Below are 22,566 nucleotides of genomic sequence, written 5' to 3' on the forward strand. Positions count from 1 at the left end.
CCCGGCTGCCCTGGTCAGGCAAACAAAAAGTGCCGGGGCGTCACGGCCGGCGCTCGTAACGCCGGCGCCGTATCCTGCTGGGATCTGTATTGTTGAAGCGGCCTATGGTCGGTTGCGAGCGCGTCAGACCTTGAGCGTGCCCCGTTCGATCTGATCGCGTTCGAGCGACTCGAACAGCGCCTTGAAATTGCCTTCGCCGAAGCCTTCGTCGCCCTTGCGCTGGATGAATTCGAAGAACACGGGGCCAAGGAGGGGTTTTGAAAAGATCTGCAGCAACAGGCGGGGCGTGCCGTCTGCCGTCGTACCGTCAAGGAGGATGCCTCGCGACTGCAGTTCGCCAACCAGCTGTCCGTGGCCCGGCAGGCGCGTCTCGAGCGCCCCGTAGTAGTAGCTGTTCGGTCCCGTCATCAGCGGCACGCCTGCCATCTGCAGATTGTCGATGACCTGGATCAGATCGTCCGTGAGGAACGCGATGTGCTGAATGCCTTCGCCGTTGAAGGCCATCAGGAACTCTTCAATCTGGCCGCTCCCCTTGCCCGATTCCTCGTTCAGCGGAATGCGGATCTTGCCGTCCGGCGCCGTCATCGCCCTGGACGTGAGCCCCGTGTATTCGCCCTCGATGTCGAAGTAGCGCAACTCGCGGAAGTTGAACAGCTTCTCATAGAAGTTCGCCCAGTACGTCATGCGTCCTCGGTAGACGTTGTGGGTCAGATGGTCGACAAGGCGCAGGCCGTGACCGGCCGGCCGCCGCCCGACACCTTCGATGAACTCGAAATCGATGTCGTAGATCGACTTGCCTTCTTCGAAGCGGTCGATCAGGTAAAGCGGTGCGCCGCCAATGCCTTTGATCGCGGGCAAACGCAACTCCATCGGACCGGTGGCAATCTCGATCGGCTGGGCGCCCAGCGACAGCGCGCGGGCGTAGGCCTTGTGCGAATCCTTCACGCGAAACGCCATCCCGCACGCACTCGGACCATGCTCGGCGGCGAAGTACGCGGCTTCGCAGTTCGGCTCGCGGTTGACGATAAAGTTGATCTCGCCCTGACGGTAGAGCAGTACGTCCTTCGAGCGATGGCGCGCCACCAGCGTGAAGCCCATCTGCTCGAAGAATGGTTCGAGCACGTTGGGCGTAGGCGAAGCGAATTCCACGAATTCGAAGCCCATCAGTTGCATCGGATTGTCAAACAGGTCGGCCATGGTCGTTTTTGCGTTTGGCAGAAAGTGGATGGTTCGTTGGTTGCGCAGCGCGCGGCATGGTGGGTGATGCCCGGTGCCCTGCGCAAGGAAAGAAAATTTCGTAAAGACTGCCGGACATCGGGTCGCCCGACGGTCCCGGCGATTCCAGAATCGCGCGAATCATGCGGTGACGTCGCCGCAATTTCGAAGGTCAGTGTAAATTCAACCCGGTGCAATAGGATTTCCTTAAAACCGCAGACAAACCCTAATTTGCACATTAAAATTTCTCCCCATAGCCAACGGGAGAAAGAAAAGTGCAGATCATTGAGATCGACCGTATTGACACGCGTTTGCTGGAGATCCTGCAGTCCCAGGGACGCATCTCAAATCTCGAACTGGCGGAGGCGATCAGGTTGTCACCGGCGCAGACGCTAAGGCGTCATCGCCGGCTCGAGGAACTGGGGGTGATCAGGTGTTACGAAGCGCGGCTTGAAGCGCAGGCGCTCGGCTTTGGCGTGGTGGCTTTCATCCAGGTGACGATGGAGCGCGGTCATATCCGCGACCTCGCGAAATTCAAGGGGATGGTCGCGGAACTTGCCGAGATTCAGGAATGCTTCGCCGTAACCGGCGATATCGACTACATGCTCAAGGTGGTGGCACGCGACCTGAAGGCGCTGTCGGAATTCCTGCTCGATACGCTCATGCGGATTCCTGGCGTGAGTGGAGTCAAGTCCAGCGTTTGTCTTGACGAACTCAAATGTTCCAGCGCCGTTCCACTGGCGACCTAGCCGCACGCGCAAATGTCTATATGAGTCGGTGCAAGTTGGCGCCAACCGATCCGCCGCCGAGTTCTACTTGTTCAGTCGCCCGATGAGCGATTCCGCCTTCTGCAGGCAAGGTGTCTCCTGGTAGTTTTTGATCGCCACTCAACGCCTGAGACCGCTCGATTGTTGCAGTTCCTGTTGTCTGGATCCATGTGCAACGGGTTTTATGTCAAGTACGGGTGAATTTCCTTCCGCCCACCCTTCTCCGCTTCAGAAAGCAGCCCATCAAACGAATACTTGTCGGCCATCGCTAACGTTCGGCCAAGGGTGCCCGCGCATCGGCTGCAGTTTGGTTCGCAGCTATTCGCATACCGGCGTCGGCGAATCGCGCTTCTCGATCTCAATGAACGAGTCCTGCCGACCTGCAGTCGTCGTATCTCACCGGCTCGCACTCGGGGGCAACTTGCGAGGTACAACGATATCGCGAGATCCAGTCGGTCAGCGACCAGCCCTAACCATGCATGCAGCTGAGGATACAATTCATAAGGCGGATTTGCACACGGCCGTTGACGCCGCCCTGTTAGCCGACGCGGAGATTCCCACCCAACTCCCGTGGTCGGCCTAGGTACAATCACCCTTCATGACGTTGAAAATCCGCAACCGCCGATCGCACACGCGGCCGCAACACGTTGACAAAGGCATTGGTCCGCTCGGCCAGCCATTCATACATCTGTTTCCGGATCTCCGACGCATCTGCATCATTCTTAAACGTGCAGCGATCGTGAATCGACATCCGGCCGTCGAACGACCTTTGGAAAACCTCGGCGCTACCGCCGAGGTCCGCTTTGAACTCGGGCCACTCTTCGACAATTGCCCGCATTGCGTAGTCGCCAGCGGTATTCCTGTTTGACGACAATTCGACTCCGACCTCATTGAGTTGCTGATTTCGGTACACATTCAGCCACGCATTCGGATGCAGCATGAAGTTGAGATAACCCTGTTTCGCGGGTTTTGGAACTGCCTGCTCTGGATCGTCCAGCTTTAGGCTCTGCAGAAACCCGCTCCAGAACTGCTGCTGACCGTTCATCCGTTCGATTCGGGCGGGGTCGATGCTGGTGGTGACCGCGTCGTCTTCGTCGGGAGCGAGACCGAATCCATCGGGGACGGCCACTACTGTTCGCGTCAGTACTTTCGTTCGCGCGAGGACGCGCGGCACGATCAGACGGCTGCCGTCGGGCGTTGAGAACATACGGATCTCGACGAGGCCCAGAGTGAAATGCAGGCCCGCGTGCGTCTGCAGGTAGTCGCTGATCGCCTCTACGCCCTCACGAATACCATCGCCGACAATCAGCAACAGGAAACGGCCGCGACGGAGATTGGCCGTGAGTGCGTCGTTGAACTGGATTTCATCGGTGTCCGGGGCCGCCGTGAGCACCGTCTCGAGAATCGGATCGCCGCTACGCTTTAGGCGGTTTCGAACTTCACGTTGCAGATCGGATGACGACCAACGCGTTAGTTCCTTCGCGTAGTCGAGGATCTGCCCGACAACTTCCCGTCGCGCCTCTGGGTTACGCCACAGCTTGCACTCGACTAGGACGGGCAACCCGGAGGGTGTGACCAAGAAATTGTCGATCGGCCCGGCCGGCGTGCCGAGCTCGGTGCAAATCGCTATTGGCTCCGCAAAAATCGGATCGATCTCTGCGACGGGCAGGCACGACGGGTGGGCGTGAATCGTGCGCTGTAGATCTGCTTCGCTGTAGTCACCCTCGCGCCCTCCGGCAGTAACCGGGGTAAGGCGGATTGCCTCCGAAGAGGCCGATATCAGAATGGGAGTATAGACCGTCCGTGTCATGTTGCTCTCTTCTTTGTCTGAACACTGCATATTGCCTTTTGGCATGCCAAGACGCTTCGTCAGCGGTTTTGCTTCGAAGCCCTCTGTGCAGATGACACCCCTCGCTTTACCGGACTTTCTTGCACGTCGCGGCCGAATTACGTGCGGTTAGCAACAGATCTAGCATCTCGCGCTCATGTTGATCGACTTCCCTCTCAGTCCAATCGTTATTTTTTTTCATCAAGGTGAGCATGGCCAGTAGCTTCAGACTGTCGATCTGATGTTTCTTGAGGCTCGCCTCGAAGTGCTCCTGCTTCTGCCTCGGCTGGAAATTGCTCAGCCGGGAGTTCTTGCTATGACTGATCAGGCACAGGTTGCCGAAGGCGTGCAGTGAGTCACCGTGCATCGGCTCATACCCGTCCATCGGGTGTTGCGGAGAGAAGTGCTCGACCGAGCTGCGGAAAGTGAACTCGAAGCGCCTGGTCGTCTCATTCTTCTTCCTGTCCCGGTGCCAAAGCAGGTAGTCGAGGAAATTGAACACAAAGTTATTCTCGATCGTGCCAAAGCGCATCTTCTTCCTCATTTCCGCGCTATCGACATTATCGGACTCGTCGACATGCGCGCTTCCACCATCGCCGTAGATCATGGCGTAGTAGGATCGGCCCTCGCCTTGCGCCAGAAACCGCTGGAAGACGAATCGTCTCGCAAGCTCTTCCAGATGATGCAGGTAGTTCGTAGCGTCCATGAAGACACGCGGCTCATGAGCGTCGAACAGATAGCGCAGCGCGCCATTGAGCCAGTGCTTGTAGACCAGGGTTGGCGTCGAAACATGGAAGGCCGATAACAGCATCAGAATTTGCCGGTTAATGCCTTCATAGCCACCCTCATCCTCATCGAAGGTATTGACGTAGCTGACGCTTTTCTCGGAGTACCAGCGCAAACGCTTGAGACTCCAGCTGTCGCTGCCTTGGGCAAATTCACGTTTGAGGATGAACTGGTCGAACAGGTACTTGCACTTGAGCAATGCATAAATGAACTCTTGCACTGCCACTACGCCCCGCTTGAGAAGCCGCTGCTCGAACTGGTCGATAAGCTGCTTATCGTCGAGCGGAACTCCTTCAGAAGTGCCGGGTTCACGGCTGACCACGCGCAGTACATGCAGCAAAAAGTTTGAGAAATTGATTACGCTGTTGAAGCGCTCCGCGCCTGCTGCCTCCTCATCTTTTTTCTGGCCGGAGTCTTGCGCCGCGTCGCTCAGGATGTCGCTCAGCGTGCGTTCGTTGCTCGTCGCGCCTTCACGAAGATCCAGAGACTTCGCCAACTCATTGAAATTGGCCGGCGTGAAATTTCCCCAATTGTTCTGGCCAAACACGCGATGGCGCTCGGCCGGGGTAAAGCCATATTGCACATAGCGCTCCATGTTGGAGCAGGCGTCCCAGACGAGAGCCATCGCATTCAGGCTCTGCTCGCGCAGTTCCGAATCGCTGATCTCGTGGAGCGTGTTCATCAGACGCGCTTTCACTACTTCGTGCTTTTCCAGCTGTTCGCCCCGGCTGTTCAGCACTTCGAAAAAGTGATTGAGGTCGGTATCGGGCGGTACTTCGATACGGCTGATTTGCACGTGATCGAACAGATAGTTGCAGAAGTCCGCCAGCGATCCCCCGCTCAGCTTGAGTTCGCTCAATGCCTTCTCAATCAGCTCGTAGCCATTTACCAGCCCTTCGTTATACGCATCACCCCGCAGCTCGTGAGGTTTCACTCCTTGCCAAAGTGCTTTGAAGGTGTTTGTGGAAATGGGGCGGCTCTCGAAATCGAGGTTGATATGCTGGTACCAGCTCATGTCCACGATTGAATCAGCATGCGCTTTCAGCCAGTTCGCAAGGAGCGAAAGCGTAGTGAAGCGCTGCTGGCCGTCGATGACCTCATAACGGCGATCTTCGCGCTCAAAGACCACAAGCGTGCCGACGTAATACGTTTGCGGATGCCCGCTCGCCGCCGACTTTTGCTGGTAGTCGAAGACGTCCTGCACAAGCTGTTTGATCTCCCCTTCGCCCCAGGCGTAGTTGCGCTGGTACATCGGCACCAGGTAGCGAGCGTCGCTCTGAAGCAGGTCCCGGATAAAGAACGGGTGTACACGCGCGTTACTCATAGTACTTCATTTCCCTAAAGAGTTTGACCAGCTCATCCCCGGCATCGCTATCGGCGCCGCGATTGTTCTTGTTCTCCGAAGCTGCAAGCGTCGGCAATGCCAGTGTGTTGATATCCTCCGGCAGCCGCGCATCACGAATGGCGCGAATGAGGTTAATCTCGAGCACGTGGTTGTCCATGGTGGCAAGCTGTACCACCTGCTGGCGGATGCGACAGCTGTATGCCCAGATAAAGCATTTCTCGACTGCAGTCGACAGGCTTTGCGTGCCGAACTTGTCGATATAGAAGATCAGCGCGCAATCGAACATGGAACGCACATACTGATCACCGGTTCGCGTACGCCGCCTGTAGGTGTTGAGGGTGCGGACGATCCGGCTCGCCTGCGCCGCCAGCACCTCACCGAGTATCACTACACGCTGCTCGCTATCGCCCTTCTGCTCGTCCTCGATGATGGCGGACACCTGCCGCTGATAGTGTTCCGCCATTTCGAAGAAACGACGTCCGTTGATGATCATCTGGTCGAGATGAAACGGAAACGTCATCTTCTGCCCATCGACTTTTCGCTGATACTGGACGTTGTATTCATCGACGAAGTGGTGAGCGATACGCAGGGATTCCACATACGGAAAATAGCCCACTCGATCAAGGTTGACTCCCTTGAAGAGGTCTACCTGCCCCTTGCCGAAAAAGCGCGCCGACTTGCCCTCGGCCCACTGCCGCACGCGAAACAGATATGTGGCAAACAGCGCTTCCAGGCTCTCGCTTTGCAAGTGTTCCCAATGGGCGACGGCTGTCGCCTTGAGCGGCGCCTCGCGCTCCGAGAACTCGCGCAGGTGATACGCCTTGAGCAGATCATGCGGCGCGAGGTCGCGGCCACGAGCGTTTTGCGAGTCGAAGAACTGGAACGCCTCCGAAACATCGTCGAGCACAAAGGCCACCACCTCGCAGCGATTGAGCACGAAGTCGATATGATCCTCGGTGAATTCCGGTCGATCGACCAAACGCCGCAGTTCCTGATAGTTCTGCCTGAGATTGACCTCGGATATCTGGCTCGCGAAGGTCTGGCGAGCCATAAAGCCGTTGATTAACGGATCGAGTTCGCTCAGTGTGCTTTTCAAATCCTGTCGTTTGAGCACGCCACGTCGGCACTCGATGATGGCTTTGACCGCCAAGAGGAGAGTCAGCGTGCGCTGCTGGCCGTCCACGATATCGAGGCACTCCGTCGTGTCATCACCGCGCCGGTGAAAAACCACCGTCCCCAAACGGTATGCAGACTTGTCGAGGTGGCTCCCTATATCCAGGAAGAGGTCGCTGACATTCTTTAGACCCCATTTGTACGGGCGCTGATAACGGGGGATCGAGATTCGCTCGAGGCCAAGCAGGGTGCGCACCGGCAGAACTGTTTTATCGATATCTTGCTTCATGCGTGCAGTTCCAGTGACTCCGCCTCATCGTCAATTGCTTGAGGCAGAGTGTGTCTGGATTTATCGTTTAGAGGAGGCGTTACGCCCCTTGTTATCAAAGTAGAGCCGACACTTCAAGAAATGCCGGCACATCGCTTACGTGATGCCCGTCTGTCCGCATTCACGGCGGCTCACGCCGCAATCGCCACGCGTGCGGTCGGCAACGTCAGTAGCATCGCTCCTTCATCGTTCTCAAGAAGCATTTTTGCTTGCGGCGCAAGTTCCGCGTAAGCGCCAGCACGACTGCCGATCTTGCCCTGAACCATCGACTTGTGCAGGCCATTCATGAAGCTCCGGTACTGTTCCCGAGCCGCCTTGAACTGGTCAGAGCCATCCGTGAGCACCTTCTCGGCGAGACGGAGCTTACCGGCACGAGCATTGAGCAGATATTCCAGATAGACTCCCGATGGCATCGCGTGAAGCGACGCACCGACGAAGTTCACGATCAACTTGAAGTGCTCCGGGCTCACAGTATTTGACGTAGCAGCGAAGTCAAGGATGTCGCGAATCAGCACCAGCAGTTTGTTGCGGGTGGCGCCCAGCATGGTCGACAGCTGAATCGCAGCTTCGCGGATTTCATCAGCCAGCGTTCGGTCGGAGAGCAGCGTCTGCGCGTAGCCGACCTGCCCAAAGTACTCCGCGATCACCTGCATGTAGGTGACGACGTTCTGCGCCTCCAGTTCGCGGTTGATCTTCTTGACGTCTCGCTGAATGGCGTCCAGTTTTGCGGCCAGGTAACGCGTCTGGACGACGATCGCCCCCAGAATGAGTCCCGTCGATACGGCGCTCACGATTACCGTCGTCGCCTGCGCCAGCTTGATCGCTTCCTCGACGCCCTTGATCGACGTTTCCTTGAACGGCAGGTGCTGGATGATCCCCGAGTTGCCACTTCCCTCCGCCCAGTACGCAACGCCGTCATGGATCACGGCCTTGCCCTGCTCCAGCGCTTTGACGAGTTTCTCAGACAGTTTGGCCTCGTCCACCACCCACACTTTCTCTTGAAGCATCGCAATCCTCGCCTCAGAACTCTTGTCGTTTTTCGCACGCGCGTCGCATATAGGCGACCTGGATGACGGCCGGAACCGTGACGCGGTATGCCACGCCGCTGATGGCGGGCACCATCAACGCAGCGGAGATCGCGATGCCGAAGGGTCCCGCCGCGAATCCCGCGACGCGGCCCAGGCCGCCGCCCGCCACCACCGCAAGCGAGTTACCTACAAACATGTCGGCGATTACGCCCGCAACGATTGCGGAAATCTGGAAGGAAGCAAAACGTCCCGTCTGAAGCAACGCCTGCAACGCCACCAACCCCGCAGCCGAACTCAACTTTTCGTCGAGACCGACGCTATCGAGCAGTGCGGCCCGTTGTTGCGTGCCCATCTTTTCCCACGAATCCGCAACCAGCTTTTCAAGCAATGCGTTTTCGATGTCGTATGCGGAACTCTTCTTGTTGAACTTGACTTTCATGCGTCCGCATACGTCAGTCAGGATCTCCTGATACAGAACGCCGCCACTACGCACCAGATTCACGATCGTATCGCCGCCGAAATGCTGCAATTCGCCTGCGATCAACTGCCAACTCCGGCGGCATTGGTCCGGCTGCCCCTTCAACCGCTTGAACTCGTCGCTTTCCAGCAGTTCGCTGGTAATGCGCTGCGTGCCGTCCTTGTCGTGCGTGAGATAGCGTGCCAATACCTTGAGTTCATCTTCCGTGCAAAACGGGAGGAAGGCGAGATTCTCGTCCTGACGATACTTAATGCCCATTTATTTTCCTGTCTCTAAAGATGCTCGCGCTTCGTGTAGTTCCTTCAAACGGTCCGATCACCGACAAGACAGCGCGATCAGACGCGCGTTGCGTCATCAATATCTAACGGCGCTCGTGCAGGTTTCTTTAACGTCAACTGCACAGATGCTTTTGCTGTTTTTTGCTCGCGCACCGACACCGACCGGTTTAAGGCCGAATTATCCAGCCGACTGCTGCGAAACGTTCTCAGTGGGAATGAAATCCTTCGCTCGCGATCGTTTGCCTCGCCTGCATTCCGGAAACTAGATGATTCCAATCGAATAAATCGGCATTCGGACATAGATCCATTCAAGTTTACCAATTGTTTGCCGTTACACAGCGCAGACGGAAACCTTGGCTTGAGCATTACGGATCGGTGCATTCATGCAATACGTGAGAAGTATGGACATCACATGTCCGCTTGGCAGCGGAAAATCGGCTTTTTCATTTCCCATTTCCAAGCAACGACGCTCCTTGACGTCGGGGAGGACAATTTGAACAAGGCAGAACCGGCAGGCACGACCACACCGCTGACCCGTTCGTCGCGACAGGAAGAAGCGGGCAGATTTCAGATAAAAGATCCCCGCTTTGAACTTACGCGCGATGTCGTGCTTCCTGAAAGCACCCGTCTGCAACTCGACGAGTGCATCGCGAAGATCGACTTCCATCGTCAGATTTATGTCGACTGGGGCTTTTCCGCCGTCGATCCGATGGGGCGCAGCACGATTCTCAATTTCTATGGACCGCCCGGCACGGGCAAGACGCTCGCAGCCGAAGCGTTTGCCGGAAGCCTGCACATGCCGATCGTTCATATCAGCATTGCAGAACTCGAAAGCAAGTACATGGGCGAGACCGCCAAAAACCTGCAGGCCGCGTTCAGCGCCGCCTACGAAGCCGACGCGGTGCTTTTCTTCGACGAAGCCGATACGCTGCTCGGCAAGCGGCTCTCGTCAGTCACGCAAGGCATCGACAACGAAGTCAATGCGATGCGCTCGACATTGCTGATCGAACTCGAACGATTCGACGGCATCGTCATATTCGCAACCAACTTCGCACGCAACTACGACGAGGCGTTCCGCAGCAGGATCACGCACCACGTGCGCTTCGACCTGCCTGACGAAAAGGCGCGCGCCGGCATCTGGTCGCGCATGCTCGTCGAGCGCATTCCGCTGGTGGGCGAGCGCGACTCGCTGGTGGCCGCCGCCGCCGCGCGCTCGGCGAGCCTCTCGGGGCGAGAAATTCGAACCTGCATGCGCCTCGCGCTACCCAAGGCGTTGCTCGCGGCACGCGCGTCGAACACATCGGCGCAATTGAGCATTCAACATCTCGATGAAGCCATCGCGGAGGTCATGAACGCCCGCCGCGATGTCGCCAGTCCCGTCAGGGCCGACGAGACTGGCCATGCGGCCACACGCAAGCTGCTTGGCATCGATTCCTGATATTAAAAAACAAGAGGGTCATCAAATGGGTTGGTTATCGAGTTTGGGTTCGACGTTGAAAAGCGGTCTGTCGTCGGTCGTCAGAGGGTTTCCTCCGGTATCGGCGCAATCGTGAGCAAGGGTAAACAGATCGCGGGGAGGGTTTTCAGCTTCATGGCTGACGAAGCAGAAGCACTCGTCGGCAAGGTCAAGGAGGTCTGGAAAACGGTCAAGCCTTATCTGGCTACGGCAAGCATGCTGGCGAAGGCAGCGGCAAAAGCAACGGCCGCCTATCCGTTGATCAGCAAGGCTCTCACCGTATTCGGCCGGGCGCTCGACGCGCTTGTCGCCTTCGATCAATCCAAACTCGCCGAACGGCTCGACGCCGCGATTGCGTGGGCGATCTCGGCTGCGCGCGACCTGAAGAAGCGCATCACCGATGCGGAATTGGCGGAAGCAGAAAAGCACCGAAAAGCCGTCGAAGAAGCCGCGGAAAAAGCAGGCGCGGAGCACCGCCACTCGGTAGAAGTGGTGGGCTTCCTGATTCAGTCGATCGAAATTCGCCGTCGCATAGACGACATGCTCGAGGCCGACAGCATTCCCGGTTTCGAGCACTATCTGCGCCTGAGGGCCGCGCAGAAGCTGCTCGAAAACGCGGAGCAGACATTGCGTTCCGCGCAATCCGTTGAAGAAGTCACGCCAGATGACATTTTCCTCGTGAAGATTGCGAGCGCTCTGCTCGCGGATACGCCCACCTTGACGGACGCGGATACACAGCGTCTGGACAAGATCGTGGAAGCGCGGTTCGGCAAGGCTTTGCAGCCGTTCGTTTTCGAAGAAATGATCATCGCGTGGGTCGGCGAACATCAGGCGCGCGAAGCGGCGCAGAAGAAGCGCGAAGCGGAATTCATCGAACTCGACATCGACGTCACGCGGATGGCTCGCCGTCACAAGAGCGGCCGTCTGAGCGAGGCGGAAGCCGCGACGCTAGACGAGAAGCGCGCCGCACTCGACAAGCTCGCGAATGAGGTAAAGGAACAGCGCGCGCGCAACGCGGAGTCGAAGGTTTTCCTCCAGGCGGCCGAAGGCTTTCTCCAGATACTGGAAAAGGACGAAGCGACGATCGAACGGGAGGACCTCGTCTATGTCGCGGAGCGCAGCGCCGAAGTTGGCGAAATCATCATCGAATGCCTGCAGCAGCATCGGCCGTGGGCGGATCTGAATGAAGAAGAGAAGTCGCTCGTCGTCGCCTTCTCGAACATTTTCGAAGCCGCCAGCCGAGCGCGCGCAGCGCAACTAATCGAGGTAACAGTCTGATGTCGCTTGACGAAATTCTTTTATTCCTGAGCCCGGATCTGCATTCCATCCAGGCCGTGTTCGCCGCAATCATGGTCGCTCTCACGGCATGGACGTTGATCGCGCTTGCTGTTTATGCCAGGCCGGCAGCGTGGGAACGCAAATGGAAAAGCCGTGCCGACAGCGGTCATCTGGATTCCGACCAGGGTTCAGTGCACGAAGTCGCCGATGTCGTCGCATCGCGTGCCGAAAAGCTCGCTGAAAACATGCCCGGCATTTTGTTGACGATCGGTTTGCTCGGCACATTCCTTGGCCTCGGTGTTGCACTGAACAGCGCGGCTGCCGTGCTCGCTCATCCGGCCAACGACAGCACCGCGCTCGGCAATACGATGCAGCAACTCACGCCAATGATGGAAGGGCTCGGTACGAAGTTCAAGACATCGACGTGGGGCATCATCCTCTTCCTGTTCCTGAAAGCAACCTACGCGCTCCGGCAGGATGACGAGAAACGCCTGCAATGGTGTATTCGGAAGGTCGGCGCGGCGCTCTCGGTCGAGCGCGAAAAGCGCACCGACGAACAGCAGCATGCGCGCACTCAACTGATCGAGTCGATCGACGCGCTCGGCGTGCGAATGACGGATGCCATGCGCGATCAGGCGCAGCAGCAGGGCGATGATCAGCGAAAGCTGCTGGCCGTGCTGACCGAACTCGCGGGGTCGTCGGCGCGCACGGCAGAGTCGACGGTTTCGCAGCTTGACGTCTTGCGCACGCTCGGCGACGACACGCGTCAGACGCGCACCGCGATCGAGCGCTTCATCGACGCCAACGCGGCGAACATCGAAAGCATGCGCGACGCAGGTGACAGGATGTCGAGCGGCGCGACGGAGGTGGCGCGAGCTGCCACGCAGCTCGGCAATGGCGTCGTGGCGTTCCGGCAAGGCGTCAGCGACGTGCTCGGCAAGCTCGAATCGAAACTGACGCAAAGCATCGAAGGGATGAACCAGAACTTCGAACGCAACCTCGACACGATGGCGCAGCAACTGACGCAAACCACGGCTAATATCGGCGATGCCGTCGACAAGCTGAATGCGAGCGTTGCGGACACGATGGGCAAGATCGAGGAAACGATGGCGGACGCCACCGCGAACCAGAACGACGCAATTGCCGAATTCACCACTTGCAGCACGAGCATCCAGAAGACGACTGCAGAGATGAACCAGCTGATCGACAAAGTCACCACCGAGATCTCACTCGGATTGTCGAGCGTTGGAAAGGCAGGCCTGAAGATGGAAAGCGTCGGCGCCGCATGCAAGGCGCTCGCGGAAGCCAGCATCGACACGATGACGGACAGCAAGGAAGTGTCGGCGAATCTCAATGCCGCCGTTTCGATGCTTGCGCCCGCAGCGCGCGCGTTGATCGATCACAGTCACGATAAGGAACTGTTGAAGGCTGCCAACCGCCTCGTCGACCTACGCGCGGCAGCCGATGAGCAAAGCCGGCTGCAACTCCAGCAGATCGTCGATCTTCTCGACGCGATCAAGAAGCGGTCGGGCGATGCATTGGCCGAAGACTCGTTCCAGTAACGAGAACGAGGAGCCTAACCGATGAAAGAAAAGCAGAATGAATGGGTATCGATCGCCGACCTGATGGCGGGCACGCTCGCCGTCGTCATGCTGCTCCTTGTCGTTGCCATCCTGCAGAACCAGTTCGCGGCATTCAGGCACAAGGAAGAAGCGAACAAGGGAGAAGCCGCACAGCGTAGGCGGGTCGAGGCGATGCTCGCCGATATCCGCCAGTCGTTCGCGAATCAGGGCGCGGACGGTCTCGTGTCGTTCGACATGCTGGCGGGTAAGGTCACGCTGAAAGATAACGTCTTCGCTCGCGGCAGTGCGTGCGTCACGGCGCAGGCGCGCGCGGCGTTCGAAAGCGTTGAGCCCGAGATTTCCCGATATCTGGCGGAAACGGGCGGGGGACAGATCTACGTCGAAGGCTACACGGACAGCGTGCCGGTGGAAAACCCCGTGACCGACTTTGCGCGCTTCTGCACCGTATACGACGACAACTACACACTGTCCGCGGCGCGAGCACGCGAAGCGCGCCGGCTGCTGATCGGGCACATGTCGGAAGAAGTGGCGCGGAGGGTCGTCGTGGCCGGTTTCGGCGATTCGCATCCACTTCCCGGCATCGATCCCGCCGATGCAAAAAACCGCCGCGTGGAAGTGCGATTCGCACAGTAGCGATGTCATGGTTTCCGCCGCATGCGGAGCGATTTACCAGATCAAGCGAAATGGACAAAGAAACTGAACTCAAGCGTAACAAGGACAAGGCACTCGCGTTATTGATCGTTGCATTTGTCGTGTTCCTTACGACGGCCTTCATGCAACACGGCTTCTGGGTGGATGGCGTGAAGTCGGTTGCGGAAGCCGCAATGGTCGGCGCGCTCGCCGACTGGTTCGCGGTAGTCGCGCTATTCAGGCGCGTGCCGATTCCCGTCGTTTCATCCCATACGGAAATCATCCCGAAGAACAAAAATCGCATTGCCGAAAATCTCGCCGAGTTCGTCAAGGAGAAATTTCTCGACGCCAGGTCGATTGTCGGGCTCATCACCAGGCACGATCCCGCGCGCAATCTGACGATGTGGCTGCAGTCGCCCGGCAACGCGAACCGCTTCGGCGACTATATGGTCAAGGCGATAAACGGCATGCTGGATGCAGCGGACGACGCACGCATCCAGGCTCTTTTGAAGGACGCGCTGCACACCGTTTTCGACAAGATAGACGTTTCGAAGTCTGCGGGCGTGATCCTCGACACACTGACTAAAGACGGCCGGCATCAGGAATTGCTCGACGAAGGCATTGCACAGATCGTCGCATTGTTCGAAAAAGAGGAAACCCGCGAGTTCATCGCACAGCAGGTCGTGGACTGGATCAAGGAAGAGTATTCGGCATTTGAGAAGATCCTCCCTACCGTTGCAATCGGTAACGGCGCCGCGAACATGATTCGCGGCGGCGTCAACAGGATTCTCACGAATGTGACCGAGGATCGCGATCACACGCTGCGAAAAGAGTTCGATCAGACCGTACAGGCATTGATCGTCAAGTTGAAGAACGATCGCAGCTTCCTCGAAAAGGGCGACGAACTCAAACGCCATTTGCGCGATGGTGAAGTGGTCAGCGCTTACATCAAGGACTTATGGACCGCGATGCGCACGTGGATAAAGACCGATGTGTCGAATCCGCACTCACTGATGCACGCGAAAATCGCCTCGATGGGCGAATGGCTTGGCGCTGAACTGACCGCCAACGCCGAGCTACGCGAATCGCTCAACGCCCATATGATCAAATCGGCGGAATCGATGGTGCCCGAGCTTGCCGGGTTTCTGACGCGACACATCAGCGACACGGTGAAGAACTGGGATACGCGCGAAATGTCGCATCAAATCGAGCTGAACATCGGCAAGGACCTTCAGTACATCCGCATCAACGGAACGATAGTCGGCGGATTCATCGGAATGCTGCTCTACCTCGGCGCGCATCTGCTTCAAATGGCTGCGATGCACTCGGCGTAACGGAACCAACAAGAACCTCGACTCATCCGCGAATCCCCGCACCATGTTCGAAACCGCGGGGATAGCTTCACCCGACGTATCGCGTCCCGTCAAGCCTTCTTCGACGAACTACCCCGCGTTCCCCATTCACCCACATCGAAAGTACACAGCGCGACCAGCGTAATCACAAATGAGTCCGCGATAAACCACATCCCCAGCGCGCCGACGAGCAACGGGTTCACCTTCTGCTCCGGGTTGTGCCAGCGCACATACAGGTTGTAGAGCATGCCGACGACGACCCAAACCCCGAAATAGAGTTGCATGTCCTGCAACAGATGCTCGGCGAGCCAACCCGACGCCAGTCCATAAATGCACATGGCTGGCCAAAGCACTTGCAGCGCACCCGGGATCAGCAGATTCACCACCGTCAACGGATGCAGCACCTTCAGGTTCGTGTCGAACGTGCGCAGTGTCCAGAAAAGATCGCGCAAACCGCTGCGCCGCCAGCGAAGCTGCTGCATGAACAGTTGTCTGAAATTGTTCGGTGCTGCCGTCCAGCATTGCGCATCGATGTTGATGTAGGTTTTCAGGCCCTTCAGCAACAGCAGATGCGTCATATAGCGATCCTCGCCATCACGCACGCCGACACCGAACCAGTTGCGATGCTTCACCTGTTCCTCGATCGTTTCGAAATGCTCGCGCCGCACCGCAAACAGACACCCGGAAATACAGATCACATTCCGCGTCCAGTTCTGCAGCATCTTCATGATCTGAAAGCTGTAGTAGTAGACGACTGTCTGGCATTGGGTGAGCACGTTCTCGCGCGCATTGCTGATGCCGACGCGACCTCCCACTGCACCGATCGTCTCGTCGACGAAGCATGCCGTCAGTTCTGCAATCGCGCATTTGTCGAACAGGCAATCGGAGTCGATGCAAATAAGTATTTCGCCCGACGAATGCGATAGCGCATGCGACAAGGTCTGGTGCTTGCCCGAGTTCACCGGGTTGCGAAATGCACGCACGTTGGTCCAGCGGATCGCGGCGCGCTCGATCCACTCGTACGTATCGTCGGCGGAACAGTCGTCCACGGCGATCACCTCGACTTTCTCCATCGGATAATCGCTCGCGAGAATACTTTCGATCGTGCGAAACACATGCTCGCCTTCATTGAAGCATGGCAGAAGCACACTCACGCGCGGCTGCAACGCATGGTTCTTCGTGAGAAAGGTCGACTTCGCGCCGAATCGCAACATCAGCGTGACGCCGAAATTCATCACCATCACCATGAGCGGCAGCGCGAAAATCAATTGAACAAACATATCGATCACAACGTCCCCAAAGACTTGATCATGAATTCGACCTCTCGACCGTTGCGCGGCGCAGGCCGTTTGAATAGCCAAAGATTGACTATCAGCTTTTGCGGCTGATCGGCGATGTCGCCTTGAAAGATCACCGGCTGGCTGCCTTGCAACGGCGACAACCAGCTCACCATGTCGCGTTGCCAATTCAACCCAAAGGTGGATTGCGAGGTGTCCGCAGGTACGTCAAACGCCGTGTGACGCTTGCCGGCCCGGCTGCGAGTCCACACCGTGTAATTGATCTGCGGCGCGTTCGCATCGCCCCAGCGCGCGATCTCGATGTCGATCTCATTCGTGCCATCGGGTCCGACGTCGGCAGGCGGATACATGAACATGCCGAGCACGACATCGGGATCGACCTCGCCGATCGGCCCGCGAATCTCGAAGACATACCGGCCAAACCCGAACCGCCTGATCGACTCCAGTTCGACGCAGGCAAACTGGCTGTCCGCTATGCGAGCGAGCTTCAGATGCAGCCAGCCATCCACATCGACCCATGCGCCGTGCTCGTTCCAGCGGTTCGACGCGCACGGCTTGCCCGCTCCGGACCGGATGTTCCACCCAGTGCCAGCCCATTCGATTTCCACCGCCGACGCTGTGCTCAACCACCACAGCACGAGCGCCCCGCACAACAATGTCCTCATTGAACGTACCTCGCGGAAATCACGCCCGCACCAACGTCACGTTGTGCGGCTCTTCACCGCGCGCCAGTACGCCTTTCACGTCCGTCACGACCGCACCCTGGCGCGGATGAATGTGCTTGAGGATCATATTCCATCCACCCTCGACAAATTCGCTGTGTGCAACGGCCAACACGACCGCACGCGCCGGCTCGCGCCGCTCGTAGCTCGTGAGCCTGATGCCGTATTCCCGCTCGACCTCCTTCGGGTCGGCATGCGGATCGATGACCTGCACGTCGATACCCCAGCTCATGAACTCGCGCACGAGCCCCACGGCCTTCGAGTTGCGAATGTCAGGCACGTTCTCCTTGAACGTAATGCCCAGCACCGTGATTCTCGAATCGAGCGGCAAGCCCCGATGGCGCATCGCCTTGAGCGTCTTTTCCGCGAGCAGGCCAGGCATCTTGTCGTTCACTTCCCGTGCTGCAAGAATCAGCGAGGGGATGTAGCCGACCTGCGCAGACCGGTGCGTCAGATAGTACGGATCGACGGAAATGCAGTGCCCGCCAACAAAGCCCGGCACATAGCGGTGAAAATTCCACTTCGACGCGGCAGCATCGATTGCATCGTGCGTGTCGATATCGAGCCGCGAAAAGATCTGCGACAGCTCGTTCATCAGCGCGATGTTCACGTCCCGCTGCGTGTTCTCGATGACCTTGGCCGCTTCCGCGACCTTGATGCTCGCCGCGCGGTAGGTCGTCGTGATCTTCGAGTAGATGCTGTCTACCAGTTCGAGCGTCTCGGGCGTATCGCCGGACACGATCTTGGTGGTCGACGTGAGCGTATGAATGCGGTCGCCGGGATTGATGCGCTCCGGCGAATAGGCGACCCAGAAATCCGCGCCGTGCTGCAAGCGGCGCTCGCCCGTGTGGTCGTCGCGTTGTTCGAGCAGTGGTACGCAAATGTCTTCCGTCACGCCCGGATACACGGTGCTCTCGTAGATCACAGTCGCTCCTGCTTTCAGATGGCGTGCGATCGTTCTCGTCGCACCGATCACGGGCCCGAGGTCGGGCACGTTCGCGTCCGTGACGGGCGTCGGCACGGTTACAATGATGAGATCGGCGTCGCGCATCGCTGCGTGTGCGTCGCTCGTGAGCGACAAACCAGCGGATTGCAGATCGGAGACGGCGAGTTCGCCCGTCCTGTCATGACCCACGATCAATTCATCGATACGGCTCGCGTTGATATCGTAGCCCGTCACGCAGAAATGCTTCGCGAGTTCAAACGCGAGCGGGCATCCCACATAACCTAGTCCAACCACCAGAATCTTATTGATCTTGCGCATAGCTCTGAGAAAGTAACGTGATTTGCAAGCGTGCGAGATGCACCTTCATCGCGGTCATCGCGAGACTGACGCGTATCTGCGAATTCATTCGTAGCGCTTCCGGTGAATCCAGCGTGCGCAGCCTTTCGTACTCGCCGCTCAGGCGGCTTTGCTCGTCGAGCAGTTGCGGAAGGCTTTCCTTCTGCACGTTCAAACGCTCGGCCATACTCTTTTGCAATCCGTCTACCTTCTGCGCGAGTTCGTCGTTCAGTTGACGCCGCATCGTTATCAGCGAACGGGTTGCGTTGTCGAGCTTGTGTCCGTACGACACCGCGTTGAAGTTGTAGGTGAAGGTGACGGACACGAACGGCCGGTATCCCGTCGACGTATTCACGGCAGTACCCGAAATCGGCTTCTGCATGCCGCCGACCAGCGCGACATCCCAAGCTTGCAACTTCTGCTTGTGGTTCAGTTCATCCTGAAGATCCAGCGTCGTCTCGTCGATCTGGGCCAGCGCCTGCTTCAGATCGACTTGCGGCACGTCCGGTACCTGCGCGGATGTGCTTTCGATTTTTGCCGCGACATACTGCGTGCTCATCTGCTCGCGCTGTTGCCTGAGCGTTAGCAGATCGGACAGCGTGCCATTACCCGTACGCAGCCGTTTGTCCGCCGCTGCGATCTCCTCGTCGAGAATGTCGAGCACGTCCTTCAGGTCGGCCGCCTGCTGGACGGCGATCTTCCGGTCGATGGACGGCATGCCATATTTGACAAAGCGGTCGACACTCAGCGTGCGGCTGTACAACTCGCATTCGAGCTGCGCGGCGCGCGACGCCGAGATACCCTGCAAATGCCGCGACAAGCTCTTTGACAGGCCGACCACGACCTGCTTGAGTTCGGGGTTCGAGTCCGATTGCCCGAAACGGCCAAAGCCCTCGATTCCCGTGTCGAGCGTGCGTTCGGCGTCGGCCTGATCCTGCACGTACTGGCAATACGCCTGCTTTTCAGCATCGGCCGACGTCTGCGCACCTGCTGTGCCCCACGCACAGAGAAGCAGAAAGACAAGCGTTCTCTTCAATTTGGTGGACATCAATTCCGCTATGTTGTTATTCACGTTTCCCGATAGACGTTCTGGACTTCCCATGTTGCCGCCTAGAAAAGCAGCGGCTTATGCCCGATAAAGACAACGGGCGACTGTTCGGCGGATTTGACAGAAAACGACACGCGCGCAAATCGTCCCTTGATATCGGTCTTGAAGAGCGGTTGCCGTGCATACTCTTCCGCGTCGTACACATGCTCGACGGTGCCGACCTTCCGGCATGCGATCACCTGCAGATAGCAGTCGAAAACGGGAGCACCCTGCGTTGCGTTGGTGAGGTTGTCGTACTGGACGAACACGACAGGAACGCTGTGCGACAACGCGAGGTAATAGGGTGAACGTTTAGCGACACTCAACACACGCTCGGCATTCGCGACAGTTGCACGCAACTGGTCGATCGATTGCCGCGCCGTTTCAGCATCGACCGTCGCCTGTGCGAGGGTCATGCGCAATTGTGCCTCGTTGGTCAGCGACTGCAATGCGGTCAACGAAGCGGCCTGTCCGCCGCCGAGCGTGCGGCTTGCAGCCGCCGCGGCTCGAGCCTGTTCACGCAATGTGATTTCGCTGATGTGCGAATCGGTGATCGCGTTCATCGCCGACTGGATGTTGAGGCGCCGCGACATGGCCTGATCTTTGGTAATCAGCCCGGCTGCAAGATCGGTATCGACGGAAGCCAGCATTGGTTTCGCAGCGGATGCGGCCTTCTCCGTTTGCACGGAGTCGAGCCGCTTTCTGCCGAGCGCGGAACGGATATCGGCCTCCGTCAGCGCGAGCGCATGCGACTCGCTATGCGCAGCCGTATCGAACCGCTCGATCAGCGCACGCGTATCGACCATCTGCTCATTGATGACGCGGAACTTTTCAGTCGCCGTAGCGAGATCGACGCGGTTCTTTAGCAACGCAGCTTCGAGCGCCGAGACCTGCGGTTGATACGCCAGAACTTTCTCTTGCGTCGGAGAGAGCACAATCGGCGCCGACCAGTTGCGGTTGACGGCGTAAAAGCCCATCAGAAACAGATACGACATCACGCCGACGACGATCAGGAGAAGAATCGCCGCCATCGTGATTCGATATGTGGAAACAATAGTGTTTTGAAAACGCTTGAAGTTCATTGATCGATGCACCGGTTTATTCGCCTGCTGCTTTTAATTGTTCTCAAATGACCCAACGTACTGTAGGTATCTGTCTGGACAGTTCATGTCCAGAGCTGTCTGTTGTGTAGTTGCATTCTGGGTCGCGCTTGGGACAAATCATGTCTCCATAGCCAACAAGTGCGAGATTGTTCGTTGCATGCGTTGGCGCATGCCAACGCATGCACAATTGGCTCGACAGTCAGTTGGCAGCGAAGGAATACAGATAGCCTTGCAGGCCCGTGGCGCCGCTTGCACAAGCAATCTGTGCGTCGCGTCGGGTTTCGATTCCTTCAACGATGATCGAACTCACACAAACTTTCGCCAGTTCGATGAGTTGCGCGAAGCGCGCAACCGCCGGCCCGTCGTCGCGGCATGCGGCCACAAGCGCGCGATCCAGCTTGACGATGTCCGCACCGAGTGTGATGAGGTTGCGCAGGCTGCCAAAATCGTGACCTACGTCATCGAGTGCCACCCGGCAACCCAGGGACCTGAGCGCAGCGACGAACTCGCGCGTCGCGTCCAGATGGGCAAGAGGAAATGTTTCGGTGATCTCGACAGTCAGCCGCGACGCGACATCGGGCTCGCAGGCGAGCGTCGCGAACACGAGCGCCCACCAGCCGTCGACGACTGCGCTGCGCGCCGATACATTGCAGCCAAGACATGCGTCCGGATTCGACCTCAGTCTGTCGATGATCGCGCCCACGCCCCATCTGTCGAGGCGGCGCACGACGCCCAGACGTTCCAGCGCACACACGTCCGAGCCGATCCGATGACGCTCGCGCAACGCATCGCCCTTCTTGCATAACAGCGCTTCGAGATAGAGTGTCGCCGCCGGTTCCCTGGCGTCGCAGATACGCTCCAGGTCGAAATCGAGCAGGCGGTCATGCATCGCGCCGAACACTGACTCCGCGACGCGGGTGTCCAGCGCGAACTGTGCTTGCGAGCCGCCTGCCGCTATGTCGACGGACAACCCGGAATTGACCGATGTGATGTCGAAGGGCTCGTCGTCGAATCGGGCGATGCTGGCTTGCATCAGAGGAAACGCGACAGCCGCGCCGAATCGCACGGGACGTTCGGACAGGCGCGTAAGAATGCTATCCAGCAGATGGGCGGGCAGCATGTCCATATCACTGCGAGCGCGGCACGCGTGCGGGAGCGCATCGAACACGAACAGCATATGTTCGCCGCTCATCGCGACCGTCCCCGCATGCTCGCGGCACAACTCGCGCGCGCGTTCGCGCAGCACCTGACGCATGTTCAACATGAACCGTGCGCCGCATGCATGCTCGATCTGAGGAAGGTTGACGATGCTGGCGACAATGCACAAAACCCGTTTGCCGCTGCGCGTAATCTGTCCGACACCGAAGCGTTTGAGCAACGTTTCGAGTTCGGGCTTCAATCCATGTAGCCTGCGATGACTCATTGCGCCGAACCCATCCCGCCGTTTCGCCGAAGGCCCTCGCAGCGAGGTACAAAAGGGTTCCCTTTTGTCGCAGCGAAAAGCCGTGTCAGCGGACACAGCAGGTTCATGTTTTCTCTCTGGTTTTTTTAAAGCGGTGAACTATGATGGATCGTGACACAAGGGAACCTTTGTGTCAATACATGAAGA

Annotated in this window: 18 protein-coding genes; 6 read left to right on the forward strand and 12 right to left on the reverse strand. The window is 58.1% G+C overall.

All coding sequences use genetic code 11. The annotated features are described in order from the left end of the window. Window positions 1-123: 123 nt before the first annotated feature. Window positions 124-1,197 (reverse strand): 4-hydroxyphenylpyruvate dioxygenase, encoded by a 1,074-nt coding sequence (hppD, locus tag H1204_RS45980; protein ID WP_180735574.1) that lies wholly within the window; start codon window positions 1,195-1,197, stop codon window positions 124-126. A 293-nt stretch (window positions 1,198-1,490) separates the two neighbouring features. Between hppD and H1204_RS45985 the strand changes: the two genes are divergently transcribed. Next, on the forward strand, window positions 1,491-1,964 hold the full coding sequence (locus H1204_RS45985) for an Lrp/AsnC family transcriptional regulator (RefSeq protein ID WP_180735575.1): 474 nt from the start codon (window positions 1,491-1,493) through the stop codon (window positions 1,962-1,964). Between the two features lie 607 nt (window positions 1,965-2,571). Here the strand turns inward: H1204_RS45985 and H1204_RS45990 are convergent. The 5 genes from H1204_RS45990 to H1204_RS46010 form a co-directional block, all read right to left on the reverse strand. Continuing rightward, window positions 2,572-3,837 carry a hypothetical protein gene (locus H1204_RS45990; RefSeq protein WP_243469035.1) on the reverse strand — a complete coding sequence of 422 codons (1,266 nt, stop codon included), beginning with the start codon at window positions 3,835-3,837 and terminating at the stop codon, window positions 2,572-2,574. A gap of 61 nt (window positions 3,838-3,898) precedes the next feature. After that, complete coding sequence (locus H1204_RS45995; protein WP_180735576.1) at window positions 3,899-5,920, reverse strand: DUF262 domain-containing protein; 2,022 nt, start codon at window positions 5,918-5,920, stop codon at window positions 3,899-3,901. Then, window positions 5,913-7,343, reverse strand: coding sequence for a DUF262 domain-containing protein (locus H1204_RS46000; RefSeq protein ID WP_180735577.1), 1,431 nt, complete (start codon window positions 7,341-7,343; stop codon window positions 5,913-5,915). The genes H1204_RS45995 and H1204_RS46000 overlap by 8 nt, the downstream gene beginning before the upstream one ends. Before the next feature lie 170 nt (window positions 7,344-7,513). Further along, on the reverse strand, window positions 7,514-8,389 hold the full coding sequence (locus H1204_RS46005) for a hypothetical protein (RefSeq protein ID WP_180735578.1): 876 nt from the start codon (window positions 8,387-8,389) through the stop codon (window positions 7,514-7,516). 13 nt (window positions 8,390-8,402) lie between these two features. Beyond that, window positions 8,403-9,146, reverse strand: coding sequence for a DUF3944 domain-containing protein (locus H1204_RS46010; protein WP_180736347.1), 744 nt, complete (start codon window positions 9,144-9,146; stop codon window positions 8,403-8,405). A 513-nt stretch (window positions 9,147-9,659) separates the two neighbouring features. Between H1204_RS46010 and H1204_RS46015 the strand changes: the two genes are divergently transcribed. From H1204_RS46015 to H1204_RS46035, 5 genes are all read left to right on the forward strand, one after another. Continuing rightward, complete coding sequence (locus H1204_RS46015; protein ID WP_243469036.1) at window positions 9,660-10,604, forward strand: ATP-binding protein; 945 nt, start codon at window positions 9,660-9,662, stop codon at window positions 10,602-10,604. Between the two features lie 111 nt (window positions 10,605-10,715). Then, the gene (locus H1204_RS46020) at window positions 10,716-11,900 is read left to right on the forward strand and encodes a hypothetical protein (protein WP_180735580.1); all 1,185 of its coding nucleotides are present in this window, start codon (window positions 10,716-10,718) and stop codon (window positions 11,898-11,900) included. Further along, window positions 11,900-13,462: a methyl-accepting chemotaxis protein gene (locus tag H1204_RS46025; protein WP_180735581.1), complete on the forward strand. Its 1,563-nt coding sequence runs from the start codon at window positions 11,900-11,902 to the stop codon at window positions 13,460-13,462. The genes H1204_RS46020 and H1204_RS46025 overlap by 1 nt, the downstream gene beginning before the upstream one ends. Before the next feature lie 21 nt (window positions 13,463-13,483). Next, window positions 13,484-14,116 (forward strand): OmpA family protein, encoded by a 633-nt coding sequence (locus H1204_RS46030; protein WP_180735582.1) that lies wholly within the window; start codon window positions 13,484-13,486, stop codon window positions 14,114-14,116. 50 nt (window positions 14,117-14,166) lie between these two features. Next, the gene (locus tag H1204_RS46035; RefSeq protein WP_180735583.1) at window positions 14,167-15,447 is read left to right on the forward strand and encodes a DUF445 family protein; all 1,281 of its coding nucleotides are present in this window, start codon (window positions 14,167-14,169) and stop codon (window positions 15,445-15,447) included. A gap of 89 nt (window positions 15,448-15,536) precedes the next feature. Here H1204_RS46035 and H1204_RS46040 read toward each other — a convergent pair whose 3' ends face one another. The 6 genes from H1204_RS46040 to H1204_RS46065 form a co-directional block, all read right to left on the reverse strand. Next, window positions 15,537-16,745: a glycosyltransferase gene (locus tag H1204_RS46040; RefSeq protein WP_180735584.1), complete on the reverse strand. Its 1,209-nt coding sequence runs from the start codon at window positions 16,743-16,745 to the stop codon at window positions 15,537-15,539. A gap of 5 nt (window positions 16,746-16,750) precedes the next feature. Further along, on the reverse strand, window positions 16,751-17,428 hold the full coding sequence (locus H1204_RS46045; protein ID WP_180735585.1) for a glycoside hydrolase family 16 protein: 678 nt from the start codon (window positions 17,426-17,428) through the stop codon (window positions 16,751-16,753). 19 nt (window positions 17,429-17,447) lie between these two features. Beyond that, a complete protein-coding gene (locus H1204_RS46050; protein ID WP_180735586.1) occupies window positions 17,448-18,749 on the reverse strand; it encodes a nucleotide sugar dehydrogenase in 1,302 nt (433 codons plus the stop codon). After that, window positions 18,733-19,815, reverse strand: a complete 1,083-nt coding sequence (locus H1204_RS46055) for a hypothetical protein (protein ID WP_180735587.1) — start codon at window positions 19,813-19,815, stop codon at window positions 18,733-18,735. Before H1204_RS46055 ends, H1204_RS46050 begins: the two co-directional genes overlap by 17 nt. Window positions 19,816-19,877: 62 nt before the next feature. Then, window positions 19,878-20,885, reverse strand: coding sequence for a hypothetical protein (locus H1204_RS46060; RefSeq protein ID WP_180735588.1), 1,008 nt, complete (start codon window positions 20,883-20,885; stop codon window positions 19,878-19,880). 271 nt (window positions 20,886-21,156) lie between these two features. Then, window positions 21,157-22,380 (reverse strand): EAL domain-containing protein, encoded by a 1,224-nt coding sequence (locus H1204_RS46065; RefSeq protein WP_180735589.1) that lies wholly within the window; start codon window positions 22,378-22,380, stop codon window positions 21,157-21,159. Between the last annotated feature and the right edge of the window lie 186 nt (window positions 22,381-22,566).

It is taken from the genome of Paraburkholderia sp. PGU19, from assembly GCF_013426915.1.
Taxonomy (GTDB): domain Bacteria; phylum Pseudomonadota; class Gammaproteobacteria; order Burkholderiales; family Burkholderiaceae; genus Paraburkholderia.